At 70.1% G+C, this 19,170-nt stretch carries 17 protein-coding genes; 14 read left to right on the top strand and 3 right to left on the bottom strand.

Annotated elements, in window-relative coordinates; translation table 11 throughout:
• The first annotated feature begins 43 nt into the window (after positions 1-43).
• Positions 44-4,435 carry a glycosyltransferase gene (locus SJ20_RS11580; protein WP_052520026.1) on the top strand — a complete coding sequence of 1,464 codons (4,392 nt, stop codon included), beginning with the start codon at positions 44-46 and terminating at the stop codon, positions 4,433-4,435.
• Positions 4,436-4,489: 54 nt separating this feature from the next.
• Here the strand turns inward: SJ20_RS11580 and SJ20_RS05010 are convergent, their stop codons facing one another.
• Positions 4,490-5,383 carry an ABC transporter ATP-binding protein gene (locus SJ20_RS05010; RefSeq protein WP_052520025.1) on the bottom strand — a complete coding sequence of 298 codons (894 nt, stop codon included), beginning with the start codon at positions 5,381-5,383 and terminating at the stop codon, positions 4,490-4,492.
• Entirely contained in the window at positions 5,367-6,287 is a 921-nt protein-coding gene (locus tag SJ20_RS05005) for an ABC transporter permease (RefSeq protein WP_044659147.1), read from the bottom strand. The genes SJ20_RS05010 and SJ20_RS05005 overlap by 17 nt, the downstream gene beginning before the upstream one ends.
• A gap of 269 nt (positions 6,288-6,556) precedes the next feature.
• Between SJ20_RS05005 and wecB the strand changes: the two genes are divergently transcribed.
• The gene (gene wecB, locus SJ20_RS05000) at positions 6,557-7,702 is read left to right on the top strand and encodes a non-hydrolyzing UDP-N-acetylglucosamine 2-epimerase (protein ID WP_044659146.1); all 1,146 of its coding nucleotides are present in this window, start codon (positions 6,557-6,559) and stop codon (positions 7,700-7,702) included.
• Between the two features lie 89 nt (positions 7,703-7,791).
• On the opposite strand, the gene SJ20_RS04995 is transcribed toward wecB, so the two are convergent.
• Entirely contained in the window at positions 7,792-9,096 is a 1,305-nt protein-coding gene (locus SJ20_RS04995) for an MFS transporter (RefSeq protein WP_044659145.1), read from the bottom strand.
• A gap of 71 nt (positions 9,097-9,167) precedes the next feature.
• On the opposite strand from SJ20_RS04995, the gene ftsY reads away from it, so the two are divergent.
• The 12 genes from ftsY (at position 9,168) to SJ20_RS04935 (ending at position 19,084) form a co-directional block, all read left to right on the top strand.
• Positions 9,168-10,376 carry a signal recognition particle-docking protein FtsY gene (gene ftsY, locus SJ20_RS04990; protein WP_180949549.1) on the top strand — a complete coding sequence of 403 codons (1,209 nt, stop codon included), beginning with the start codon at positions 9,168-9,170 and terminating at the stop codon, positions 10,374-10,376.
• 234 nt (positions 10,377-10,610) lie between these two features.
• A complete protein-coding gene (locus tag SJ20_RS04985) occupies positions 10,611-11,876 on the top strand; it encodes an ammonium transporter (RefSeq protein ID WP_044659143.1) in 1,266 nt (421 codons plus the stop codon).
• 123 nt (positions 11,877-11,999) lie between these two features.
• Positions 12,000-13,586: a signal recognition particle protein gene (gene ffh / locus SJ20_RS04980; protein ID WP_044659142.1), complete on the top strand. Its 1,587-nt coding sequence runs from the start codon at positions 12,000-12,002 to the stop codon at positions 13,584-13,586.
• A gap of 200 nt (positions 13,587-13,786) precedes the next feature.
• Positions 13,787-14,233 (top strand): 30S ribosomal protein S16, encoded by a 447-nt coding sequence (gene rpsP / locus SJ20_RS04975; protein WP_044659141.1) that lies wholly within the window; start codon positions 13,787-13,789, stop codon positions 14,231-14,233.
• Positions 14,234-14,235: 2 nt separating this feature from the next.
• Positions 14,236-14,475: an RNA-binding protein gene (locus SJ20_RS04970; protein WP_029248213.1), complete on the top strand. Its 240-nt coding sequence runs from the start codon at positions 14,236-14,238 to the stop codon at positions 14,473-14,475.
• Positions 14,476-14,579: 104 nt separating this feature from the next.
• A complete protein-coding gene (rimM, locus tag SJ20_RS04965) occupies positions 14,580-15,167 on the top strand; it encodes a ribosome maturation factor RimM (RefSeq protein WP_044659140.1) in 588 nt (195 codons plus the stop codon).
• Between the two features lie 3 nt (positions 15,168-15,170).
• Complete coding sequence (gene trmD / locus SJ20_RS04960; protein ID WP_044659139.1) at positions 15,171-15,917, top strand: tRNA (guanosine(37)-N1)-methyltransferase TrmD; 747 nt, start codon at positions 15,171-15,173, stop codon at positions 15,915-15,917.
• 248 nt (positions 15,918-16,165) lie between these two features.
• Entirely contained in the window at positions 16,166-16,519 is a 354-nt protein-coding gene (rplS, locus tag SJ20_RS04955) for a 50S ribosomal protein L19 (RefSeq protein ID WP_002853821.1), read from the top strand.
• 36 nt (positions 16,520-16,555) lie between these two features.
• Complete coding sequence (gene lepB / locus SJ20_RS04950) at positions 16,556-17,299, top strand: signal peptidase I (RefSeq protein ID WP_044659138.1); 744 nt, start codon at positions 16,556-16,558, stop codon at positions 17,297-17,299.
• A complete protein-coding gene (gene lepB / locus SJ20_RS04945; protein ID WP_020625065.1) occupies positions 17,296-17,895 on the top strand; it encodes a signal peptidase I in 600 nt (199 codons plus the stop codon). The genes lepB (SJ20_RS04950) and lepB (SJ20_RS04945) overlap by 4 nt, the downstream gene beginning before the upstream one ends.
• Positions 17,892-18,644 carry a ribonuclease HII gene (locus SJ20_RS04940; RefSeq protein WP_044659137.1) on the top strand — a complete coding sequence of 251 codons (753 nt, stop codon included), beginning with the start codon at positions 17,892-17,894 and terminating at the stop codon, positions 18,642-18,644. The genes lepB (SJ20_RS04945) and SJ20_RS04940 overlap by 4 nt, the downstream gene beginning before the upstream one ends.
• A 116-nt stretch (positions 18,645-18,760) precedes the next feature.
• Entirely contained in the window at positions 18,761-19,084 is a 324-nt protein-coding gene (locus SJ20_RS04935) for a DUF2469 domain-containing protein (RefSeq protein ID WP_041103130.1), read from the top strand.
• Positions 19,085-19,170: the final 86 nt, after the last annotated feature.

The following is a 19,170-nucleotide window of genomic DNA, read 5'->3' as shown; positions in this document are numbered from 1 at the left end:
CCAGACCTGCCCCGCCGATTACAGCACCCGAGGAATCGCACCCATGATCCAACTCTTTCTTCGCTTCTCACGACGCCAGCAACTCGTCATGGGGCTTTTTATTCTGCTCGCTGTCGTGGGTTCGGTACTCGCCTTCCTGGTGGACCACGCGATCCTCATCGTCGCGCTGTTCTGGATGTTGTGCGCTGCGGTGTTCGTAATGATCATGTATCACCGCCGTCTCAACGCAAAGATCACCGGCACCGCCCGTGCTGCACGCATGGGGTCTTCCGCTGTGGCGGGCCGCGGGGGTACGCGGCCCGCCACGGGGCGTCGAATATCGACGCAAGAGTCGCTCGACTCGCTCCAGGCCGCTTTCGCCCGCCGGAGGACCGTCGCCGCGGGCCTGCCGCTGGCGCGCAAACTCATCCAGGAACGCGGGGACCTCAGTGGCGCGCGGGAGGTGCTGGATCAGCTTCGTGGAAAGTCGGGCCTGACCGACTCTGAAGAGAACTTCGTTCGTCGCGTCGACTCTCTCAACCGCCTTCTTGAAGCGGACTACCCGCTTCCCGCACGTCACCGCACCTGCAATTACCTCCCCGTGCGAGGCCGGGTGCTCTACGCCGTGGGCATGTCACCCGTGTCTGTGACCAATGGCTACACGTCCCGGACCAAGGGCGTCGCCGCAGGGCTCGTGGCCCAAGGGCTGGACGTGGTCGTAGCGCCCCTGCCAGGCAAGCCTTGGGACAAGAAGTCGGTCGTCCCCGGGCGGCGAGTGCCTGTCAAGCAGCGTCGTGATGTGTCGGAGATCGACGGCGTACGCCACGTGCACAACCCTGGTCTCCCTGCATGGGAGGGCGATCTCGACGTCTTCTTCCAGGTGGCTGCCGATGCGTACGTCCGCGAAGCCATGATCGAGAAGCCCGAGTTCATCCTGGCCGCCTCGAACTATCTGTCCGCTCTGCCCGCCCTGATCGCAGCCCGTCGGCTCGGGGTGCCGTTCGTGTATGAGATGCGCGGATTCTGGGAAGTGTCTGCGGCATCCGTCCGGCCGGGCTGGGAGCAGTCGGACCAGTATCGGCTTGACCGCCGCTATGAAGACCTCGTCGCCCGCGAAGCCGACCGAGTGGTCGTCATCACGGATGAGATGCGTGAAGACCTTGCTGCCCGCGGCATCGATGCGGACAAGGTCACCGTCGCGCCCAACTGCGTTGACCCAGAGGTGTTCGCCCCTCTTGGCAAGGATCACGCGCTCTTGCGCGGCCTGGGATTCACCGATACGGAGGCTCCGGTCGTGGGTTTCGCGGGCAGCGTCATCGATTACGAAGGCCTCGATCTCGTCACCGACGCGCTCGCGACACTCAAGGCAGAGGGAGTCCGGTTCAACTTCCTCATCATCGGCGGGGGCGCATATCTCGATACGTTGAAGGCGAGGATCGCCACACGCGGTCTTGATCCTGAGACGCGGTTCGTCACGAACGTTCCGAACGCAGACATGCCAGCGTACCTCTCGAGCATCGATGTGTTCCCCCTGGCCCGGAAGTCCTTGCCGGTGACCGAGCTCGTTTCGCCATTGAAGCCGCTGGAGGCGATGGCGGTCGGCGGGGCGGTGGTCCTCTCCGATGTCTCGCCGCACAAGGTGTTCTGCGGGCCTGATGGAGACACTGCGGTCAGTTTCCAGAAGGACGACCTGGCGAGCCTCGTCGAGCGTCTGCGCGAAACTCTCGCCGCCCCAGATGCTGCTCGCGCCATGGGGGTTCGTGCTCGACGCTGGGTCAAGGAGAATCGGCGCTGGCCAGTCACGGGCGAGCGCATCGCCGCTTCACTAATGGCCTTGGCCGAGGAGTTCCGGGCCTCACTGGACGACGCAGAACGCCCGCTCACCGATTACACAGTCGCCTTCATCGGCGACGAATTCACGACGGACACCTTCGTCCCCGAGTTGACCGCCTTGCGTGTGCGGCCTGAGGACTGGCGCGAGACCTTCGAAGACCACCGCGTGGATGCGCTGTTCATTGAGTCCGCTTGGCGAGGCAACGACAGCGCCTGGACCGGGATCATTGGGTATTACGATGACGAGACTCACGCGCCGGTGGTCGAGCTGATCGCGCATTGCAGGCTTCACGGAATCCCCGTGATGTTCTGGAACAAGGAGGATCCGGTCCATTTCAACCGGTTCAAGCGCACCGCAGCCCTGTGCGACTACGTGTTCACGACGGACGCGCGCACCATTGTTGATTACAACGCGCTTCCGGACAACCAGATCACGACCGTCGCCTCGGCCCCGTTCGCGGCGCAGCCTCTGTTGCACAACCCGCTACCCAGCACCCGGGCACAAGACGAAGCTATCGCGTATGGCGGGACCTACTACGGGGACAAGTATGCGACCCGTAAACAGGGGCTGGATTTCCTGTTCTATGAGTCTGCCCCACACGGCTTGGCGATCTACGAGCGGGTGCACAACGATCCCAACTCGCCGTACCGCCTGCCGGACCGTTTCCGCCGGTACGCCCGAGGAAGCCTGAGCTATCCCGAGATGTGCCAGGCCTATAAGGCCCACCCGATCCACCTGAACGGCAATTCGGTGGTGGACTCGCCGAGCATGTTCTCTCGCCGGGTCGTGGAGATCACCGCGTCTGGGTCGACGGTACTCAGCTCTGCGGGCCGTGGCGTAGACGAGACGTTGGCGGGCACCGTCCCGACCGTGACCACCCCCGATGAGGCTGCGGCCTATCTGGAGGGCTGGAAGTCGTCTGAGCAGCGTCGGCACGCCGGCCTTTGGGAGGCGTTCCGCCACGTCTACGAGACGCATACGTGTGCTCACCGTTTGGTGTACATGATGCGCGTCGCTGGGTTCCGAGTCCGCAGTCCGCAGGCCGCGCCGATCGCAGTCGAGTGCGCCGCCGCAGACGTACCGTTGTTCGAGGCCCAGACCATGCGTCCTGCCTTGTACCTGGTGACCGACACAACCGAGGGCGTTGATGCCGCCAGTCCCGTCGTCCTCGCCGCTCTTCCGGAGAGGGTGGCAAAGCTGCAAGAGGCCGGCATCCGGAACGTCGTCATCCACCGTGAGGGCGCCCCTGTTCTGGACGAGCACCTCGTGGAGGACTTCTCGCTCGCTCTGCATTTCGGACCTTGGAAGGCCGTGGGCACTCGCACCGTCGAATGGTCGCCGGGCGACGCACACGTGCGAATCGCTGCCCTGACGGCGGACATCGATGAGGGCACTGTACTGGTGGACGCCGACGTCTACGCCGGCTCAGTTCTCGGGGAGCGACCTGCCCTAGCCGATGACGAGGTCTTTGCCTGGCAGCACGTCGTCGAACACGTCGGCAAGGTGACCTACACGGACTCGACGGCTGTCCCGATCGACACCGCGGTCGTCCACGAGGAGGCAGACCCCCTTCCGCCCGTTGCGTCTGGAGAGGCGGGGCCACCCGTAGGGGAGACTCAGACGGTGCCTCTCAACGTCCTCGTCGCTGGCCATGACCTGAAGTTCCTGCCGCAGATCATGGCGCAGCTCGAAGCCGCGGGTCACCGTGTCATCGTCGACCAGTGGGACGGGCACGATATCCACGACGAGGAACGCAGCCTCCGACTCCTCGCCGAAGCGGATGTCATCTTCTGTGAGTGGGCGCTCGGGAACGTGAAGTGGTACAGCCACCACAAGCAGGACGACCAGCGGCTTGTGGTGCGCCTCCACGCCCAGGAACTTCGCACTCGCTACCTCAAGGACGCCGACCTGTCCGCCGTGGACACCTTCGTGTTCGTGTCACCCGTCGGCATGCGGCGGGCGCAGTTGCTCTTCGGAGTGCCGGTGGATCGGTCCGTGGTCATCGGCAACACCTTCGACTTCGAGCGATTTGCGGCGCCTCGGAACGCACCGGATCCGCATGCCCTCGGTCTTGTTGGCTCCGTGCCACATTCGAAGCGTCTGGACCTCGCGCTCGACGTGACCGAACTGCTGGCGTCGCACGACCCGACTTACCGTCTCGACGTCATGGGTAAGGAGTACCACGAGTACGCGTGGCTCATGAAGCGAGCTGCTGAGCGGAGTTATTTTGAGGCGCAGTATTTGCGGATTGAATCGTCTGCGGTGCTCCGCGAAGCCGTCCGGTTCGGCGGACACTCCTATGACATCGCGGAGTGGTACCGCGCCAAGCCAGGCATCATCTTGTCCACGAGCGACCACGAAGGAACGCATCAGGCGATCGCGGAAGGTGGTGCAGCGGGCTGTGTGCCGGTGATCTTCCCGTGGGCGGGGGCTGAGGCCGTTTACGACGATCGATGGGTCGTCGAGGGCGTCCGCGACGCGGCCGACCGGATCCGCAGGTACTCTTCAGACCCGGCCCTCTTCCTCGAGGAGTCTGAGCGGGCCCAAGCATTCATGCGGGAGCGTTTCTCGCCCGAGGAGATCGGTGCCCAGATCCTGGCCGTGGTAGAGGGTCGGCGGTGACGTAGCGCCGGAGAAAGAAGGGGACCGTCTCTCGTGTGAGACGGTCCCCTTCTTTTAATGACCCGTGGTGCCCTTGAGAGCAACGATGCGTTCTGCCTCGGTCGTCTCGTACCGTGCCCGGACTTCGAGCGCTTTCTCTTCCCCGTGCTTGCGTAGGGCGCTCATGAAATAGCTGTAATGCTGCATGACATCGAGGGTGTCTCCGTCTTCGATGATTGCGCCCTCATCCATCCAGACGACGCGGGTGCACATCTCTCGGATCACTCCGGCGGAATGGTTGACGAGGAAGCCTGTGCCAGACCGGGCGATCAGGTCTCGCATTGCTTGATTGGACCGCTCCCGGAAAGCGTCGTCGCCGGTCGCAAGTGCTTCGTCAATCATGATGATGTCGGGTTGCGACGCTACTGAGATCGCGAAGCGCAGGCGGGCCCGCATGCCGGAGGAGTATGTACGCATGGGCATGCGAATGGATTTTCCGATGTCGGCCAACTCAGCGACTTGTGGGATTCGGTCGTGGACCTCGGCTGGGGTCAAGCCCATCGCGAGTAGACCGATACGAATGTTGTCTAGACCGGTGAGGTTGGGCATGAGCGCTGCCCCCACACCCATCAATTGGGGCGCAGAAGCGGCAAAGACCTCCCCAGATGTTGGCGCCTCAACGCCTGCCAGGACGCGGAGCAGGGCACTCTTGCCGGACCCATTGCGTCCGACGAGTCCGATGAATTCGCCCTTCCGTGCGGCCAAGGACACCCCCCTCACAGCATGGACGACGTCCAGTTCACCGCCCCGAGAAAAGAGCCCGCGAGATTTCTCGTCCCGAGCGATCCTCACGGGGTAATCGAGGATGATGTCCGTAGCGAGCAGGTTGAGGCCGCCAGACGAAGCTAGGTGCCCCCCCTCGAACGCTTCCGGCGGCTGCGCATGGTCCTGGTTAGCGGTACTGGTCACGGCCGTACGACTCCTCTCCGAGCCAGAAGACAATGCCGCCGACAATCGTCAGGCACACTGCATACGCGGCGAGCATCGCCCAGCTCGACGCCGGCGGCGTCACCCCCTCGATGATGACCTGACGGTACATCGTGATCAGTACATACAACGGGTTGAGTTGGATGATCGCATGGAGGGCGGGGTGGTTGTCCGTGAAACGCGTTATCGGGAAGATGACTCCGGAGCCGTACATCAGGAGACGGGACACGAACGGCACCATGCGGCTCACATCCGGAAGGAGGGTGCTGAGCCGCGCCAGCAGGAGCATGATGCCGAAGTTTAGGATCACGTGCAGCCCCAGGACACCCGGGAAGACCAGCCAGGACCACTCAGGTGTCTCATGCGGGGGGATCGCTATGACGAGGATGAACATCACTGCGATCGCCGGTAGTCGCTGGAGCACGTCGTACACGAGATCGGCCAAGGGCAGCGCCATGCGTGGGAACCGGAAGGCGCGGGTCAAGGACAGGTTCGACGCGATGGTCCGCGTGCCAGATGTCAATGCGGCGCTGGTCATCTGGAACATGAACACACCCACGATGACGAAGGCGACGAAATTGTCCATTCCGTGGTCGAAACGCAAAAGCAAACCGAAGATCAGCCAGTAGAAGATCGCGTCGAGCATTGGGCGAAGGATGAGCCATACCGACCCGAGACGACTGTCGTCGTTTCCTGTGACGAGCCGTCCTCGGGACTGCCACCAGATGAAGTGTCGGCGTTGCCAGAGCTCCACCAGATAGCGGCGAGGGGCAGGGCGACCTGTGACAGGTGAGAGGTGCGAAGCGTCACCATAAGCCTGGACGGCCGCGGCGCGGAACGCGCTGGCGACGGGTTCGGAGGGTCGTCTTGGTCGCCGTGTGGTCATCGGTTCGCGCCTGCCTTTCTGAGCGTGGGCCACCCGAGTGGGGGACCGGCCGTCGATGCGGGACTTCTCTTGACGGTGCCCCACGACGGCGATGCCGCGCGCGGGAGGCGCGTCGACCGCCTCCTTAGTGTAGGAGACGGCGGCGCGGGAACGCGGCTGCTGAGGGGGTCGGATTGTTGGCTTCGACTATGGTGAAGCCGTCTGGAGGTCCCGCCGCTTGGACTTGATCTCCTCCCCTTTGAGCCGTCGTCGATGCAGCGAGGAACACCGTGAAGAAAATCATGCCCATCTACGGAACCCGCCCGGAGGCGATCAAGGTGGCCCCCATCGTCAAGGCGCTGCAGGCCGACGAGCGGTTCGAGTGCGTGGTGACCGTCACGGGGCAACACCGCGAGATGCTGGACCAGGTCAACGAGCTGTTCGGTATCGTCCCGGACCACGACCTCAACATCATCCAGCCCCGGCAGACCCTCAACGGCGTGTTTGCCCGCACCCTGGACGGGCTCGACGCCGTCCTGGAGCAGGAGCGGCCGGACGCCGTCGTGGTCCAGGGCGACACCACGACCTCGACGGCGGGCGCCGTCGCCGCCTTCAACCGCGGCATCCCCGTGGTCCACGCCGAGGCGGGCCTGCGCAGCTTCGACATCCTCTCCCCGTTCCCGGAGGAGGCCAACCGCAAGATCACCAGCCAGATTTCGGCGCTGCACCTGCCCCCGACCACCGTGAGCCGGGACAACCTGCTGCGTGAGGCCGTGGCCGCGGAGGATATCTACGTCACGGGCAACACCGTGATCGACGCGCTGCTGGAGGCCGTCAGCCACCAGGTGCCGTTCGAGGACGAGCGTCTGGCCGAGCTGGAGGCGTCCGGCCGTCGCGTCGTCCTGGTGACGACCCACCGGCGCGAGAACCAGGGCGACGCGATGCGCGGCGTCGGGCGCGCCCTGGCCCGCCTGGCCGCGGACCACCCGGAGGTCACCTTCGTGCTGCCGGCGCATCGCAACCCGGTGGTTCGCGAAGCGATCCTTCCCGAGATCGAGGGCCGCGAGAACGTGCTCGTGACCGAGCCCCTGGCCTACGGCGAGTTCACCCACCTGCTGTCCGTGGCCACCGTCGTGCTGACGGATTCCGGTGGCGTCCAGGAGGAGGCTCCGTCGCTGGGCAAGCCCGTCCTCGTGATGCGCGAGAACACCGAGCGTCCCGAGGCCGTGACCGCCGGCACCGTGCGCCTGATCGGCACGGACGAGGAGGTCGTGGTCACCGAGGTCACCCGCCTGCTGACGGACGAGGCCGCGTACACTGCGATGTCCCAGGCGGTGAACCCTTATGGCGACGGCCGCGCGGCCGAGCGCACGGTCTCGGCGATCGCCGAGCTGCTCGGCGTGGGCGAGCGGCTGCCGGCCTTCGACGGCGCCTGAGCAGCATCGCACTCCCGGACGGGGACACCCCCGTCCACGCACGAGGCCGCCGTCCCCGCGGGGACGGCGGCCTCGTGCGTGCCCCGACTTCACCCGTCCTCGCGCGGGGCCGGCTGGACGTCCTCGGGACGGGCCAGCGGCAGGGACCCGGTGCGGGGACCGCCGGGCACGATCGGCAGGTTGGTCTCCGGGGCGCGCCACCACGCGAGGGCGCCGAGCAGGATGACGCCGCCGGTGAGCACGAACGCCCACCCGTAGCCGGCGGTGTCCACCACGAGGCCGGCCAGCAGCGGGCCGGAGATGGCGCCCAGGTCGGCGGACATCTGGGCGGTGGACATCACAGCGCCGGAGCGCCGCCCCTGGCCCACGACGTCGGCGATGGCCGCCTGCTGCGGGGCATTGAGGGTGCCCGTGCCGGCACCGGCCAGCAGGCACGCGAGCAGGAAGAGCGCGGGCGAGCTCATCCAGCCGATCACCCCGGTGGTGACGGCCATGACGAGCAGGCCCGTCAGGATCAACGGCCGGCGCCCGTGCACGTCGGACAGCCGCGAGCTGAACGTCACGGCGGTGACGTTGCCGAGCGCGAACACGGACAGGGCCAGGCCCGCCATGAGCGCGCCGTCCACCTGCCAGCCCAGCAGCCCCGTGCCGGCGAACGCGCTCGCCGCGAACAGGGGCATCACCGAGTTGCGCACACCGAACGTCGCCCAGCCGTTGGCGAAGAAGGAGACCAGCGCGGCCCGGTAGGACGGGTTGGCCAGGGCCTCCCGGACCGGCATGGCGGGGCGGACGTCGCGGACGGCGCGGTCCGCGAGCCGGGTGTCCTTGAGCAGGAAGAACACGAGGGCCGCCGCCACCACCAGGGAGCTGCCGTAGATGAGGAACGGGGCCCGGTACCCGAACACGGCCAGGGCGGAGCCCACGATCGGCCCCACGATGTTGCCGATCAGAAAGGCGGACGCGTAGGCGCCTGAGATCCTGCCGCGCATCGTGGGCGGGGACTTCCGGGCCAGGAACGCCATCGCGGACACGGTGAACAGGGTGGAGCCGATGCCGCCGATCGCGCGGAAGAGGATCAGCTGCGGGAAGGTCTGCGCGAAGGCGATCAGGAACATGGACGCGGCCACGATCAGCACGCCCGTCATGTACACGGGCGTCTCGCCGAGCCGGTTCGTCAGCTTGCCGGAGACCGGGGCGAACAGGAGGCGGGTCAGCCCGAACGCGGACACGACGGCGGCCACCCCGACGGCGGACGCGTCGAACGTCGCCGCGTACTGCGGCAGCAGCGGGGCGATGATGCCGAAGCCGATCGCGATGATGAACGCGGCGGCGACGAGGACCTTGATCTCACGGGGCAGGGGGACCCGCGAGGAGCGGGCGGACGACGACGGCATGACGGCCATCTTCGCACGGCGCCCGGTGTGCGACCCGGGGCGGGCGAGGACCCGTGTGACAGACTGGGCCCGTGGAAATCGTGCTCATAGTCTCAGTCGTGGCCGCCCTGCTGCTGGGCGGCGTGCTCGTCGGCCTGCTGGACCGGCGCCCCGCCCCGCCGAAGGGCTCGTACCAGGGAGTGCGGGACGCGGACGACCCGCGCCCGAGTCCGCGGCACGCGGCCCCGTCGGGCTCCACCGCCGTCCTGGAGCGCCCCGAGGTCGACGAGGCACCGGCCGTCGTCGCCGAGCCGGAGCCCGCCGTCGTCGAGGAGGCGGAGACCGCCCCGGCGAAGCCCGAGTACGAGCGGCCCGAGGCCGCCGGCTCGCGCCTGGCCCGCCTGCGGGCTCGCCTGCTCAAGTCCAACAACGTCTTCGGCAAGGGCCTGCTGGCGCTGCTGTCCCAGGACCGCATCGACGACGACGTGTGGGACGAGATCGAGGAGACGCTGCTGATGGCGGACCTCGGCACCGAGCCCACCCTGGAGCTCGTCGACCGCCTCAAGGCCCGCGTCACGGTCGAGGGCACGCGTGACCCCGAGCAGGTGCGCACCCTGCTGCGCGAGGAGCTCGTGGCGATGGTGGACCCCTCGATGGATCGCCGTCTCGCCGCGACCCGCAGGGGCGACCGCCCCGCCGTGACCATGGTCGTGGGCGTCAACGGCGTCGGCAAGACCACCACCGTGGGCAAGCTCGCCCGTGTGCTCGTGGCGGAGGACCGCACCGTCATGCTCGGCGCCGCGGACACCTTCCGCGCCGCCGCCGCCGAGCAGCTCGCCACGTGGGGTGCCCGCGTGGGCGTCGAGACCGTCCGCTCCGAGAAGGAGGGCGCCGACCCGGCGTCCGTCGCCTTCGAGGCCGTGGAGCACGGCATCGCCGAGGGCGTCGACGTCGTGCTCGTGGACACCGCGGGCCGTCTGCAGAACAAGGCCAACCTCATGGACGAGCTCGGCAAGATCAAGCGCGTCATCGAGAAGCAGGCCGAGGTGGACGAGGTCCTGCTCGTCCTCGACGCCACCACCGGCCAGAACGGCCTGACCCAGGCGAAGGTGTTCGCCGAGGTCGTGGACGTCACCGGCATCGTGCTGACCAAGCTGGACGGCACCGCCAAGGGCGGCATCGTGATCGCCATCCAGCGCCAGCTCGGCGTGCCCGTCAAGCTGATCGGCCTCGGCGAGGGCCCCGATGACCTCGCGCCGTTCACCGCCGAGGGCTTCGTGGACGCGCTGCTGGCCGACTGACCCGCCGCGCCGCGCACCGGGCCCCTTCCGACGTCGTCGGGAGGGGCCCGCTGCGTCCCCGGTCACCCCCGGCGGCGCGGCGCGTCACATTGCGTCCGATTCCGTGCGCGCCACCGTGCCGCGCCTCACGCTCCGCTACGCTCCTTGAGCAACGGTCCGATCCTGGACCGGGCGACGACGCCGGACGAACGGCGTCGACGCGGCGGGCGTCCGGCTCAGACCGAGGAGACGCCCATGAACGAGATGACCCTGGACGCCGGAACCGTGTGGATGGTGGTGAGCGCAGGCCTCGTCCTCTTGATGACACCGGGGCTCGCCTTGTTCTACGGCGGGATGACCCGCTCGAAGTCCGCGCTGAACATGATGATGATGTCCTTCGTCTCGATGGGCCTGGTCGGCGTCGTGTGGATCCTCTGGGTCTCCGGCATGACCGGCGGCGAGGGCTGGCTCGGCCTCGTCGGCAGCCCGCTGGCCGACCCCGGCCTCACCACCGCGATGGAGGAGGGCGGTCTGATCGCCGCCGGCTTCGGCGCCACCTTCGCCATCATCACGGTGGCCCTCATCTCGGGCGCGGTCGCGGACCGCGCCCGCTTCCTCACCTGGTGCGTGTTCGTGCCGGTGTGGGTGACCCTGGTCTACGCGCCGCTGGCCTACATGGTGTGGGGCGGCGGCCTGCTCGCCGAGGAGGGCGCCATCGGCTCGCGCCTCGGCGAGGCCCTGGACTTCGCCGGCGGCCTCGTGGTGCACATCAGCGCCGGCGTGGCGGCGCTCGTCCTGGCCCTGATGATGGGCAAGCGCAAGGGCTTCGGCGTGGACCCCGGCCACAAGCCGCACAACGTGCCCTTCACCATGCTGGGCGCCGCCCTGCTGTGGTTCGGCTGGTTCGGCTTCAACGGCGGCGCCGCCGGCGACACGGGCCAGCTCGGCCTGATCTGGATCAACACCCTGGCCGCCGCCGCGGCCGGCATGCTCGGCTGGGTCGTGGTGGAGTGGGTGCGCCGCGGCCGCCCGACCTCGATCGGCACCGCCTCCGGCATCGTGGCCGGCCTCGTCGGCATCACTCCGGCGTGCGCCTTCGTCAGCCCGCTCGGCGCCCTGGTGATCGGCGTGGCCTCCGGCGCGGCCAGCGCCCTGGCCGTGAACCTCAAGTACCGCCTCGGCTTCGACGACTCCCTCGACGTGGTGGGCGTGCACCTGACCGCCGGCATCCTGGGCACCGTGCTCATCGGCTTCTTCGCCCTGCCCTCCGAGGGCCCCGCGGGCCTGTTCTACGGCGGGGACGGCCGTCTGCTGCTGGCCCAGACGGTGGCCGTCGTCGTGGCCGTGGTGTTCACCGCGGTGCTCACCTTCCTCATCGCGCTCGTGCTCAAGGCCACCCTGGGCCTGCGCGTGAGCGAGGAGGACGAGGAGCGCGGCGTGGACCTCACCCTGCACGACGAGTCGGCCTACCACTACGACGTCGGCTTCGGCGGGGTGCCCGTCCCCGCCGAGGCGCGGTGAGCCGCCGCGGACGGGTGAGGCCGGTCGGTTGCTAGGCTTGGCGGGCGCCGCGGTGGATGCCGCGGCGCCCGCGACCGACCGCGTCCGGCTCAGTCGACCCCGCTTCGAAGGATCACACCCGCCGTGTTCAACTCCCTGTCCGACCGCCTCACAGCCACCTTCCGCAGCCTCAAGGGCAAGGGGCGGCTGAGCGAGGCGGACATCGACGCCACCGCACGCGAGATCCGCCGCGCCCTCCTGGACGCCGACGTCGCCGTGCCCGTGGTCCGCCAGTTCATCGCGCAGATCAAGGAGCGCGCCCTCAGCGCCGAGGTGGCCCAGGCCCTGAACCCGGGCCAGCAGGTCGTGAAGATCGTCAACGAGGAGCTCGTGGGCATCCTCGGCGGTGAGACCCGGCGCATCCAGCACGCCAAGACGGGCACCACCGTCATCATGCTCGTGGGCCTGCAGGGCGCCGGCAAGACGACCCTCGCCGGCAAGCTCGCCCACCTGCTCAAGTCCCAGGGCCACACCCCGCTGCTCGTGGCCTGCGACCTCCAGCGCCCGAACGCCGTGAAGCAGCTGCAGGTCGGCGGCGAGCGCGCCGGCGTCCCGGTCTACGCGCCGCACCCCGGCGTCTCCTCCGAGTTCGAGGCCGCCTCCGGCGACCCGGTGCAGGTGGCCCGCGACGGCGTCGCCGAGGCCAACACGAAGTACCACGACGTGGTCATCATCGACACCGCGGGCCGCCTCGGCGTGGACGCCGAGCTCATGCAGCAGGCCGCGGACATCCGCGCCGCCGTGGACCCGGACGAGGTGCTCTTCGTCATCGACGCGATGATCGGCCAGGACGCCGTGGCCACGGCCCAGGCGTTCAACGAGGGCGTCGGCTTCACCGGCGTCGTGCTCACCAAGCTCGACGGCGACGCGCGCGGCGGCGCCGCGCTGTCCGTCCGCCACGTGACCGGCAAGCCGATCATGTTCGCCTCCACGGGCGAGGGCCTGAAGGACTTCGAGGTCTTCCACCCGGACCGCATGGCATCGCGCATCCTCGACATGGGCGATGTGCTCTCCCTGATCGAGCAGGCCGAGCAGAACTGGGACCGCACCGAGGCCGAGAAGATGGCCCGCAAGTTCGCGGACCAGGAGGACTTCACCCTCGACGACTTCCTCGCCCAGATGCAGCAGCTCAAGAAGATGGGCTCGCTGAAGAAGATGCTCATGATGATGCCGGGCGCCCAGGGCATGCGGCAGCAGCTCGAGCAGTTCGACGAGTCGTCGATCGGCCGCGTCGAGGCGATCATCCACTCGATGACCCCGCACGAGCGCGTGGCCCCCAAGATCATCAACGGCTCCCGCCGTGCCCGCATCGCCCGCGGCTCGGGCGTGAGCGTGTCCGAGGTCAACGGCCTGCTCGAGCGCTTCGCCGAGGCACAGAAGATGATGAAGCGCATGGCCGCCGGCGGCGGCATCCCGGGCATGCCCGGCACGCCGGGCGGCGCCTCCCGCAAGGCGAAGGGGAAGGGCAAGAACGCCAAGCGCGATCGCGTGAAGTCCGGCAACCCGGCCAAGGCCGCGGCCGAGCGCAAGGCGATCGAGGAGCGGCGCGCCCGCGCCGCCCAGGCGCAGGCCGGGGCCGTGTTCGGCCGCGACGGCGCGGGCATGGAGGGCTTCGACCCGTCCACCCTCAACCTGCCGGCGGGCTTCGAGAAGTACCTCAAGGACCGCTGAGTCGCCCGCTGCCCGGTCGCGGCGCGCCGGGTGTGCACCGGCCCGCCCGATCTGGCAGAATGGCACGGTACTGAGCGTGAGCCCGGACGACCCTCTATCCTCCGCTGCGCTCCGTTCCGTGTGCCAGGTCGTCGACGCCCGCTGCCCCCACGCGGCGTCGTGCCCCGGCCCCCCAGATCCACTGAAGGAGAACCACACTCGTGGCTGTCAAGATTCGTCTGAAGCGGTTCGGCAAGATCCGCGCCCCGTTCTACCGCGTCGTCGTCATGGACTCGCGCACCCGCCGCGATGGCCGTGCCATCGAGGAGATCGGCAAGTACCACCCCACCGAGGAGCCCTCGTTCATCGAGATCGACTCGGAGCGCGCCCAGTACTGGCTCTCCGTCGGCGCCCAGCCGACCGAGCAGGTCGCCGCGCTGCTGAAGGTCACCGGTGACTGGCAGAAGTTCAAGGGCGAGTCGGGCGCCGAGGGCACCCTGAAGTCCAAGTCCGAGAAGGAGGCCTTCGTGGCCCCCGAGAAGGGCTCGGTCATCCTGCCGGAGGAGCCGAAGCAGGAGGAGGCCCCGGCCGAGTCCGAGCAGGCCGACGAGGCCCCGGCCGAGGAGGCCGCTGAGGCGCCGGCCGAGGACGCCGAGAAGTCCGAGTGACCATGCTGACCGAGGCCCTCGAGCACCTGGTGCGCGGCATCGTGGACACGCCCGAGGCGGTCCGCGTGGACGCCCGCTCCCAGCGGCGCGGCGACATGCTGGAGGTCCGCGTGGCCCCCGAGGACCTGGGTCGCGTGATCGGCCGCCAGGGTCGCACCGCCACCGCGCTGCGCACCGTGCTGGACGGCCTGGCCGGCCACCCCGTCCGCGTGGACGTGGTGGAGACCGACCGCCGCTCCTGACGGCCCGTGACGCACGGCCCGCCCGCCCCTCACCGGGCCGGCGGGCCGTCGTCGTCTGCGGCCCCGCCCCCTCCCGCCACCGACCGTCCCACCCAGGAGAGCCCATGAGTCCCGCAGCCCAGGACGACCTCGTCCGCGTCGCCCGCATCGGCAAGCCGCACGGCATCCGCGGCGAGGTGACCGTGCAGGTCTTCACCGACGACCCGGACGCCCGCTTCGCCCCCGGCGAGCGCCTCGTGGTGCGCGACGGCGCCCCGGGCCTGCCGGCGGAGCTCACCGTCACCCGGGCCCGGTGGAACAAGCAGATCCTCGTGGTCGGCTTCGCCGAGTCGCCGGACCGCAACGTCGCCGAGACCCTGCGCGGCGCCCAGCTGTTCGCCGTTCCCGCCGCGCCCGAGGAGTCCGACGAGTGGTACGAGGAGGACCTCGTGGACCTCGAGGTGCGGGTCGAGGGCGAGCGCGTCGGCGTCGTCACGGCCCTGACCACCGGGGCGGTCCAGGATCTGCTGCACGTCGCGTTGGACGGCGTCGAGGAGGAGGCCCTGGTGCCCTTCGTCGACGAGATCGTCCCGGAGATCGACTCCGAGGCCGGCGTGCTCGTGCTGACCCCGCCGCCGGGGCTGCTCGAGCTCGCCACCGGCGAGGACGAGGACGCCGCGGACGGGCCCGCCGATGCGGATGCGGAGGACTGAGCGGTGCGCTTCGACGTCGTCACGATCTTCCCCGAGTACCTCGCGGTGCTCGACGTCTCGCTGCTGGGCCGTGCCCGCCGCGAGGGCCTCGTGGACGTGCACGTCCACGACCTGCGCGACTTCACCTTCGACCGGCACCGCACCGTGGACGACACCCCCTACGGCGGCGGCGCCGGCATGGTGATGAAACCCGAGCCGTGGGCGCTCGCGCTCGAGCACGTGGCGGCCCAGGGGCCCGCGGCGCCGGCCCCCGCCGATCCGGCCTCGGTCGAGCCGGGGGACCGCCCCGTGCTGCTCGTGCCGACGCCCTCGGGGGAGCGCTTCACCCAGCGGTTCGCCCGGGAACTGGCGGGCCGGGAGCACGTGGCGATCGCGTGCGGCCGCTACGAGGGCATCGACGAGCGCGTCTTCGGCTGGGCCGAGGAGCTCTTCGAGGTGCGGCTGGTCTCACTGGGCGACTACGTGCTCAACGGCGGCGAGGTCGCGGCGCTGGCGATGATCGAGGCCGTCGGCCGCCTCGTGCCGGGCGTCGTGGGCAACCCGGCCTCGCTCGTCGAGGAGTCCCACGAGGACGGCCTGCTGGAGTACCCGGTCTACACCAAGCCCGCGGACTGGCGGGGCCGTGCGGTGCCGCCCGTGCTGCTCTCGGGCGACCACGGCAAGGTCGCGGCCTGGCGTCGGGCCCAGCAGAAGGAGCGCACGCGCGAGCGGCGACCGGACCTGTGGGCGGCGTACGACTCCGAGGCCTGACCCGCCGCGCCCGACGGGCCGGAGGGGCGTCGCGACGTCATCGGCTGTGGCATAATGGATCCTCGCGTCCGCCGGACGCCCGACCTGCCACAGGGGGCGCGCGTCAACGGATCGGACCCCGGGACCGCACCCCACGTGCGGAGCCCGGCCCTCGGCTCGGGACCCGGCCCCCTCGTCATGCGGACGTGGACGGACCGTGCGCCCGCATACCACGCGGTTGACCTGTGGCATCCGCCAGGAGAGACGACATGCACATTCTCGACTCGTTCGACAAGAAGACGCTGCGCGACGACATCCCGGAGTTCGCCCCCGGCGACACCGTCAAGGTGCACGTGAACATCATCGAGGGCAAGACCGCCCGCGTCCAGGTGTTCCAGGGCTACGTCATGGGCCGTCAGGGCTACGGCGTGCGCGAGACCTTCCGCGTCCGCAAGGTGTCCTTCGGCATCGGCGTGGAGCGCGTGTTCCCGGTGCACTCCCCGGTCATCGACAAGATCGAGGTCGTCACCAAGGGCGACGTGCGCCGCGCGAAGCTGTACTACATGCGCGACCGCCACGGCAAGGCCGCCCGCATCCGCGAGAAGCGCGCCGACGCCAAGTGATCATCCCGGTCGGCCCCGCCGACCGGTGATCGACCCATGCGCACCTCGGAGCCCCGTGACCCCCGCCGGTCACGGGGCTCCGTCGCGTCCGGGGCCGGCTCCTCCTCGAGCACGACGGCGGCCCCCGCCTCCGGCACGAGCCGCTGGTGGGCGTGGCTCGGCCTGACCGTGGTGGCCGCCGTCGTGGTGGCCGCGGTGCTGCGAGCCCTCACCGGCCCCGTCTACCTCATCCCCTCCGGGTCGATGGAGCCGACCCTGCAGCCCGGCGACCGCGTGCGGGTGGACGCCGCCGCGGCCGGCGGGCAGGGCCTGCACCACGGCGACGTGGTGGTGTTCGACGGCGCCGGCAGCCTGGCGCCGTACCGTTCGGCCGGATCGCTCGAGCGCGGCCTCGAGGACGTCGCCCGGTGGTGGGGTGTCGGCGCGGCCGAGGACGTCTTCGTCAAGCGCGTGCTGGCCCTGCCGGGGGACCGCCTCGAATGCTGTGCCCCGGACGGCCGGCTGCTGCGCAACGGCGAGCCGCTGAACGAGCCGTATCTCGGCAGGCCCGTGACCGCAGACGAGCCGGCCGCGGCAGGGACCTGGTCCTTCGAGGTGCCCGACGGGCGCATGGTCGTCCTGGGCGACCACCGCGCCGCCTCCCGGGACTCCCGCGCACTGCTGGGCGCCCCCGGCGGCGGGCTCATCCCGCTCGAGCGGGTCGAGGGCCGGGCCGCGGAGATCGTGTGGCCCCTGGCCCGCCGCGGGACCGTGGACGCCCCCTCCGGGGACACGCCGTGACCGGGCGCCGCACCGCGCTGATCGCCGCCGCCGTGACCGTACTCGCCTGCGTGCTGGCGTGGGCCTTCCTGGCGCGCATGTACGCCATCCCGTCCTCGTCCATGGAGCCCGGGCTGCAGGCCGGCGACCGCGTGGTCGCCACGCTGCTCACCCCGGACCCGTTCCCGGTGCGCCGCGGTGACGTGGTGGTGTTCGAAGACACGAAGGGCTGGCTGCCCGGGGGCGGCCACGTGATCAAGCGGGCCGTCGGGCTGCCGGGGGACACCGTCTCCTGGACGCCCGGCGAGGAGACGCTGCGCGTGAACGGGGTGCCCGTGGATGAGCCGTACCTCGCGCCGGGGGAGACGCCCGCGCAGGAGGCGTTCGAGGTGACCGTCCCCGCGGGGCGACTGTGGGTGCTCGGCGACCATCGCTCGGCGTCGGCGGACTCCCGCGCGCACCGCGCCGGGCCCGGGGGCGGGTTCGTGGCCCTCGACGACGTGGTGGGCCGCGCCCGGCTCGTGGTCTGGCCGCTGGACCGGATCGGCGGCGCCGGCGCCGACCCCGACGCGTTCGCCGCCGTGCCGGACGCGCCCGCGCCGGAGGCCCGCACGTGACCGCGAGCCGGGGCGGTGGCCGGCCGACGGTGCGCGCCGGCCTGGACGTCGAGGCGGGGCTGGCCGCGCCGGTCCTCGCCGCGCGGGGAGTGGACCGGGTGCTCGTGGCGGGCATGGACGAGGTGGGCCGTGGCGCGCTGGCCGGGCCCGTCGTCGTCGGGGTGTGCGCCGCGTGGCTGCCCGCCGCCGGGCAGATCCCTCCGGTGCGTGACTCCAAGGCGCTCACGGACCGACGCCGGCGCGCCCTGGTCCCGCAGATCGAGGCCTGGGCGGCCGGGGTGGCGCTGGGCGAGGCCGGCCCCGCGGAGATCGACGCGCTCGGGATCTCGGCGGCCCTCGGCCTCGCCGGGCGCCGGGCGTGGGCGGCGCTGTACGCCGCGGTGGGGCAGGAGCCGGTCGCCCTCGTGCTCGACGGCCGGGACGACTGGCTGAGCCGCTCCGATCCCGACGCCGGCCCCGCGCCCGCGCCGCGCCCGCTGCCGCCCGTGCCCACGATGCTGGTGCGGGCCGAGGACCGGTGCGCGACGGTGGCGGCCGCGTCGATCGCCGCGAAGGTGGCCCGCGACGACGTCATGATCGCCCTCGACGCGGCGCACCCGGGGTACGGGTGGGCCGGGAACAAGGGGTACGGCTCAGCCGCGCACCGGGCCGCCCTGGCCGAGCGCGGGGCGAGCGAGCAGCACCGGCGCAGCTGGAACCTCGGGCTGCCGGACGCGCCCGCGCAGGCGCCGCCCACGCTGTTCGACTGAGCCCCCGGGGCCGGGCGCGGCCGCCCGTTCGACGTGCGACCCCCGGACGGGGGAGGATGGAGGCCGTGCGTGCCCGGACTGTCGCGGGTGCGCGGCGAACACTGAGGAGGCATGTCATGAGCGCAGACGACGTCGAGGACTTCGAGGCCGAGGCCGAGCTGCTGCTCTACCGCGAGTACCGGGACGTGGTGGGCCTGTTCCGCTACGTCGTGGAGACCGAGCGGCGCTTCTACCTCGCCAACGACGTGCAGCTGACGCCCCGCCAGGCGGACGGGGACGTGTTCTTCGAGATCCTGCTCGAGGACGCCTGGGTGTGGGACGTGTACCGCACGCAGCGGTTCATCAAGCGCGTGAAGGTGCTGACCTTCAAGGACGTGAACATCGAGGAGCTGCCCACCGAGGACCTGACGGTCCCGCCGGACGGCCAGCTGCCGAGCTGACCCACGCCTGATCGGCCCCGAGGGCGGGACGCCGACGTCCACTCCTGCACAGGCGTCCGGCCCCGCACAATCCCCGCCGTCGCCGA

It is taken from the genome of Micrococcus sp. MS-ASIII-49 (assembly GCF_000946635.1).
Classification (GTDB): Bacteria; Actinomycetota; Actinomycetes; order Actinomycetales; family Micrococcaceae; genus Micrococcus; species Micrococcus luteus.
Note: the sequence above shows the minus strand (reverse complement) of the source record. Positions and strands in the feature narration are given on the sequence as shown.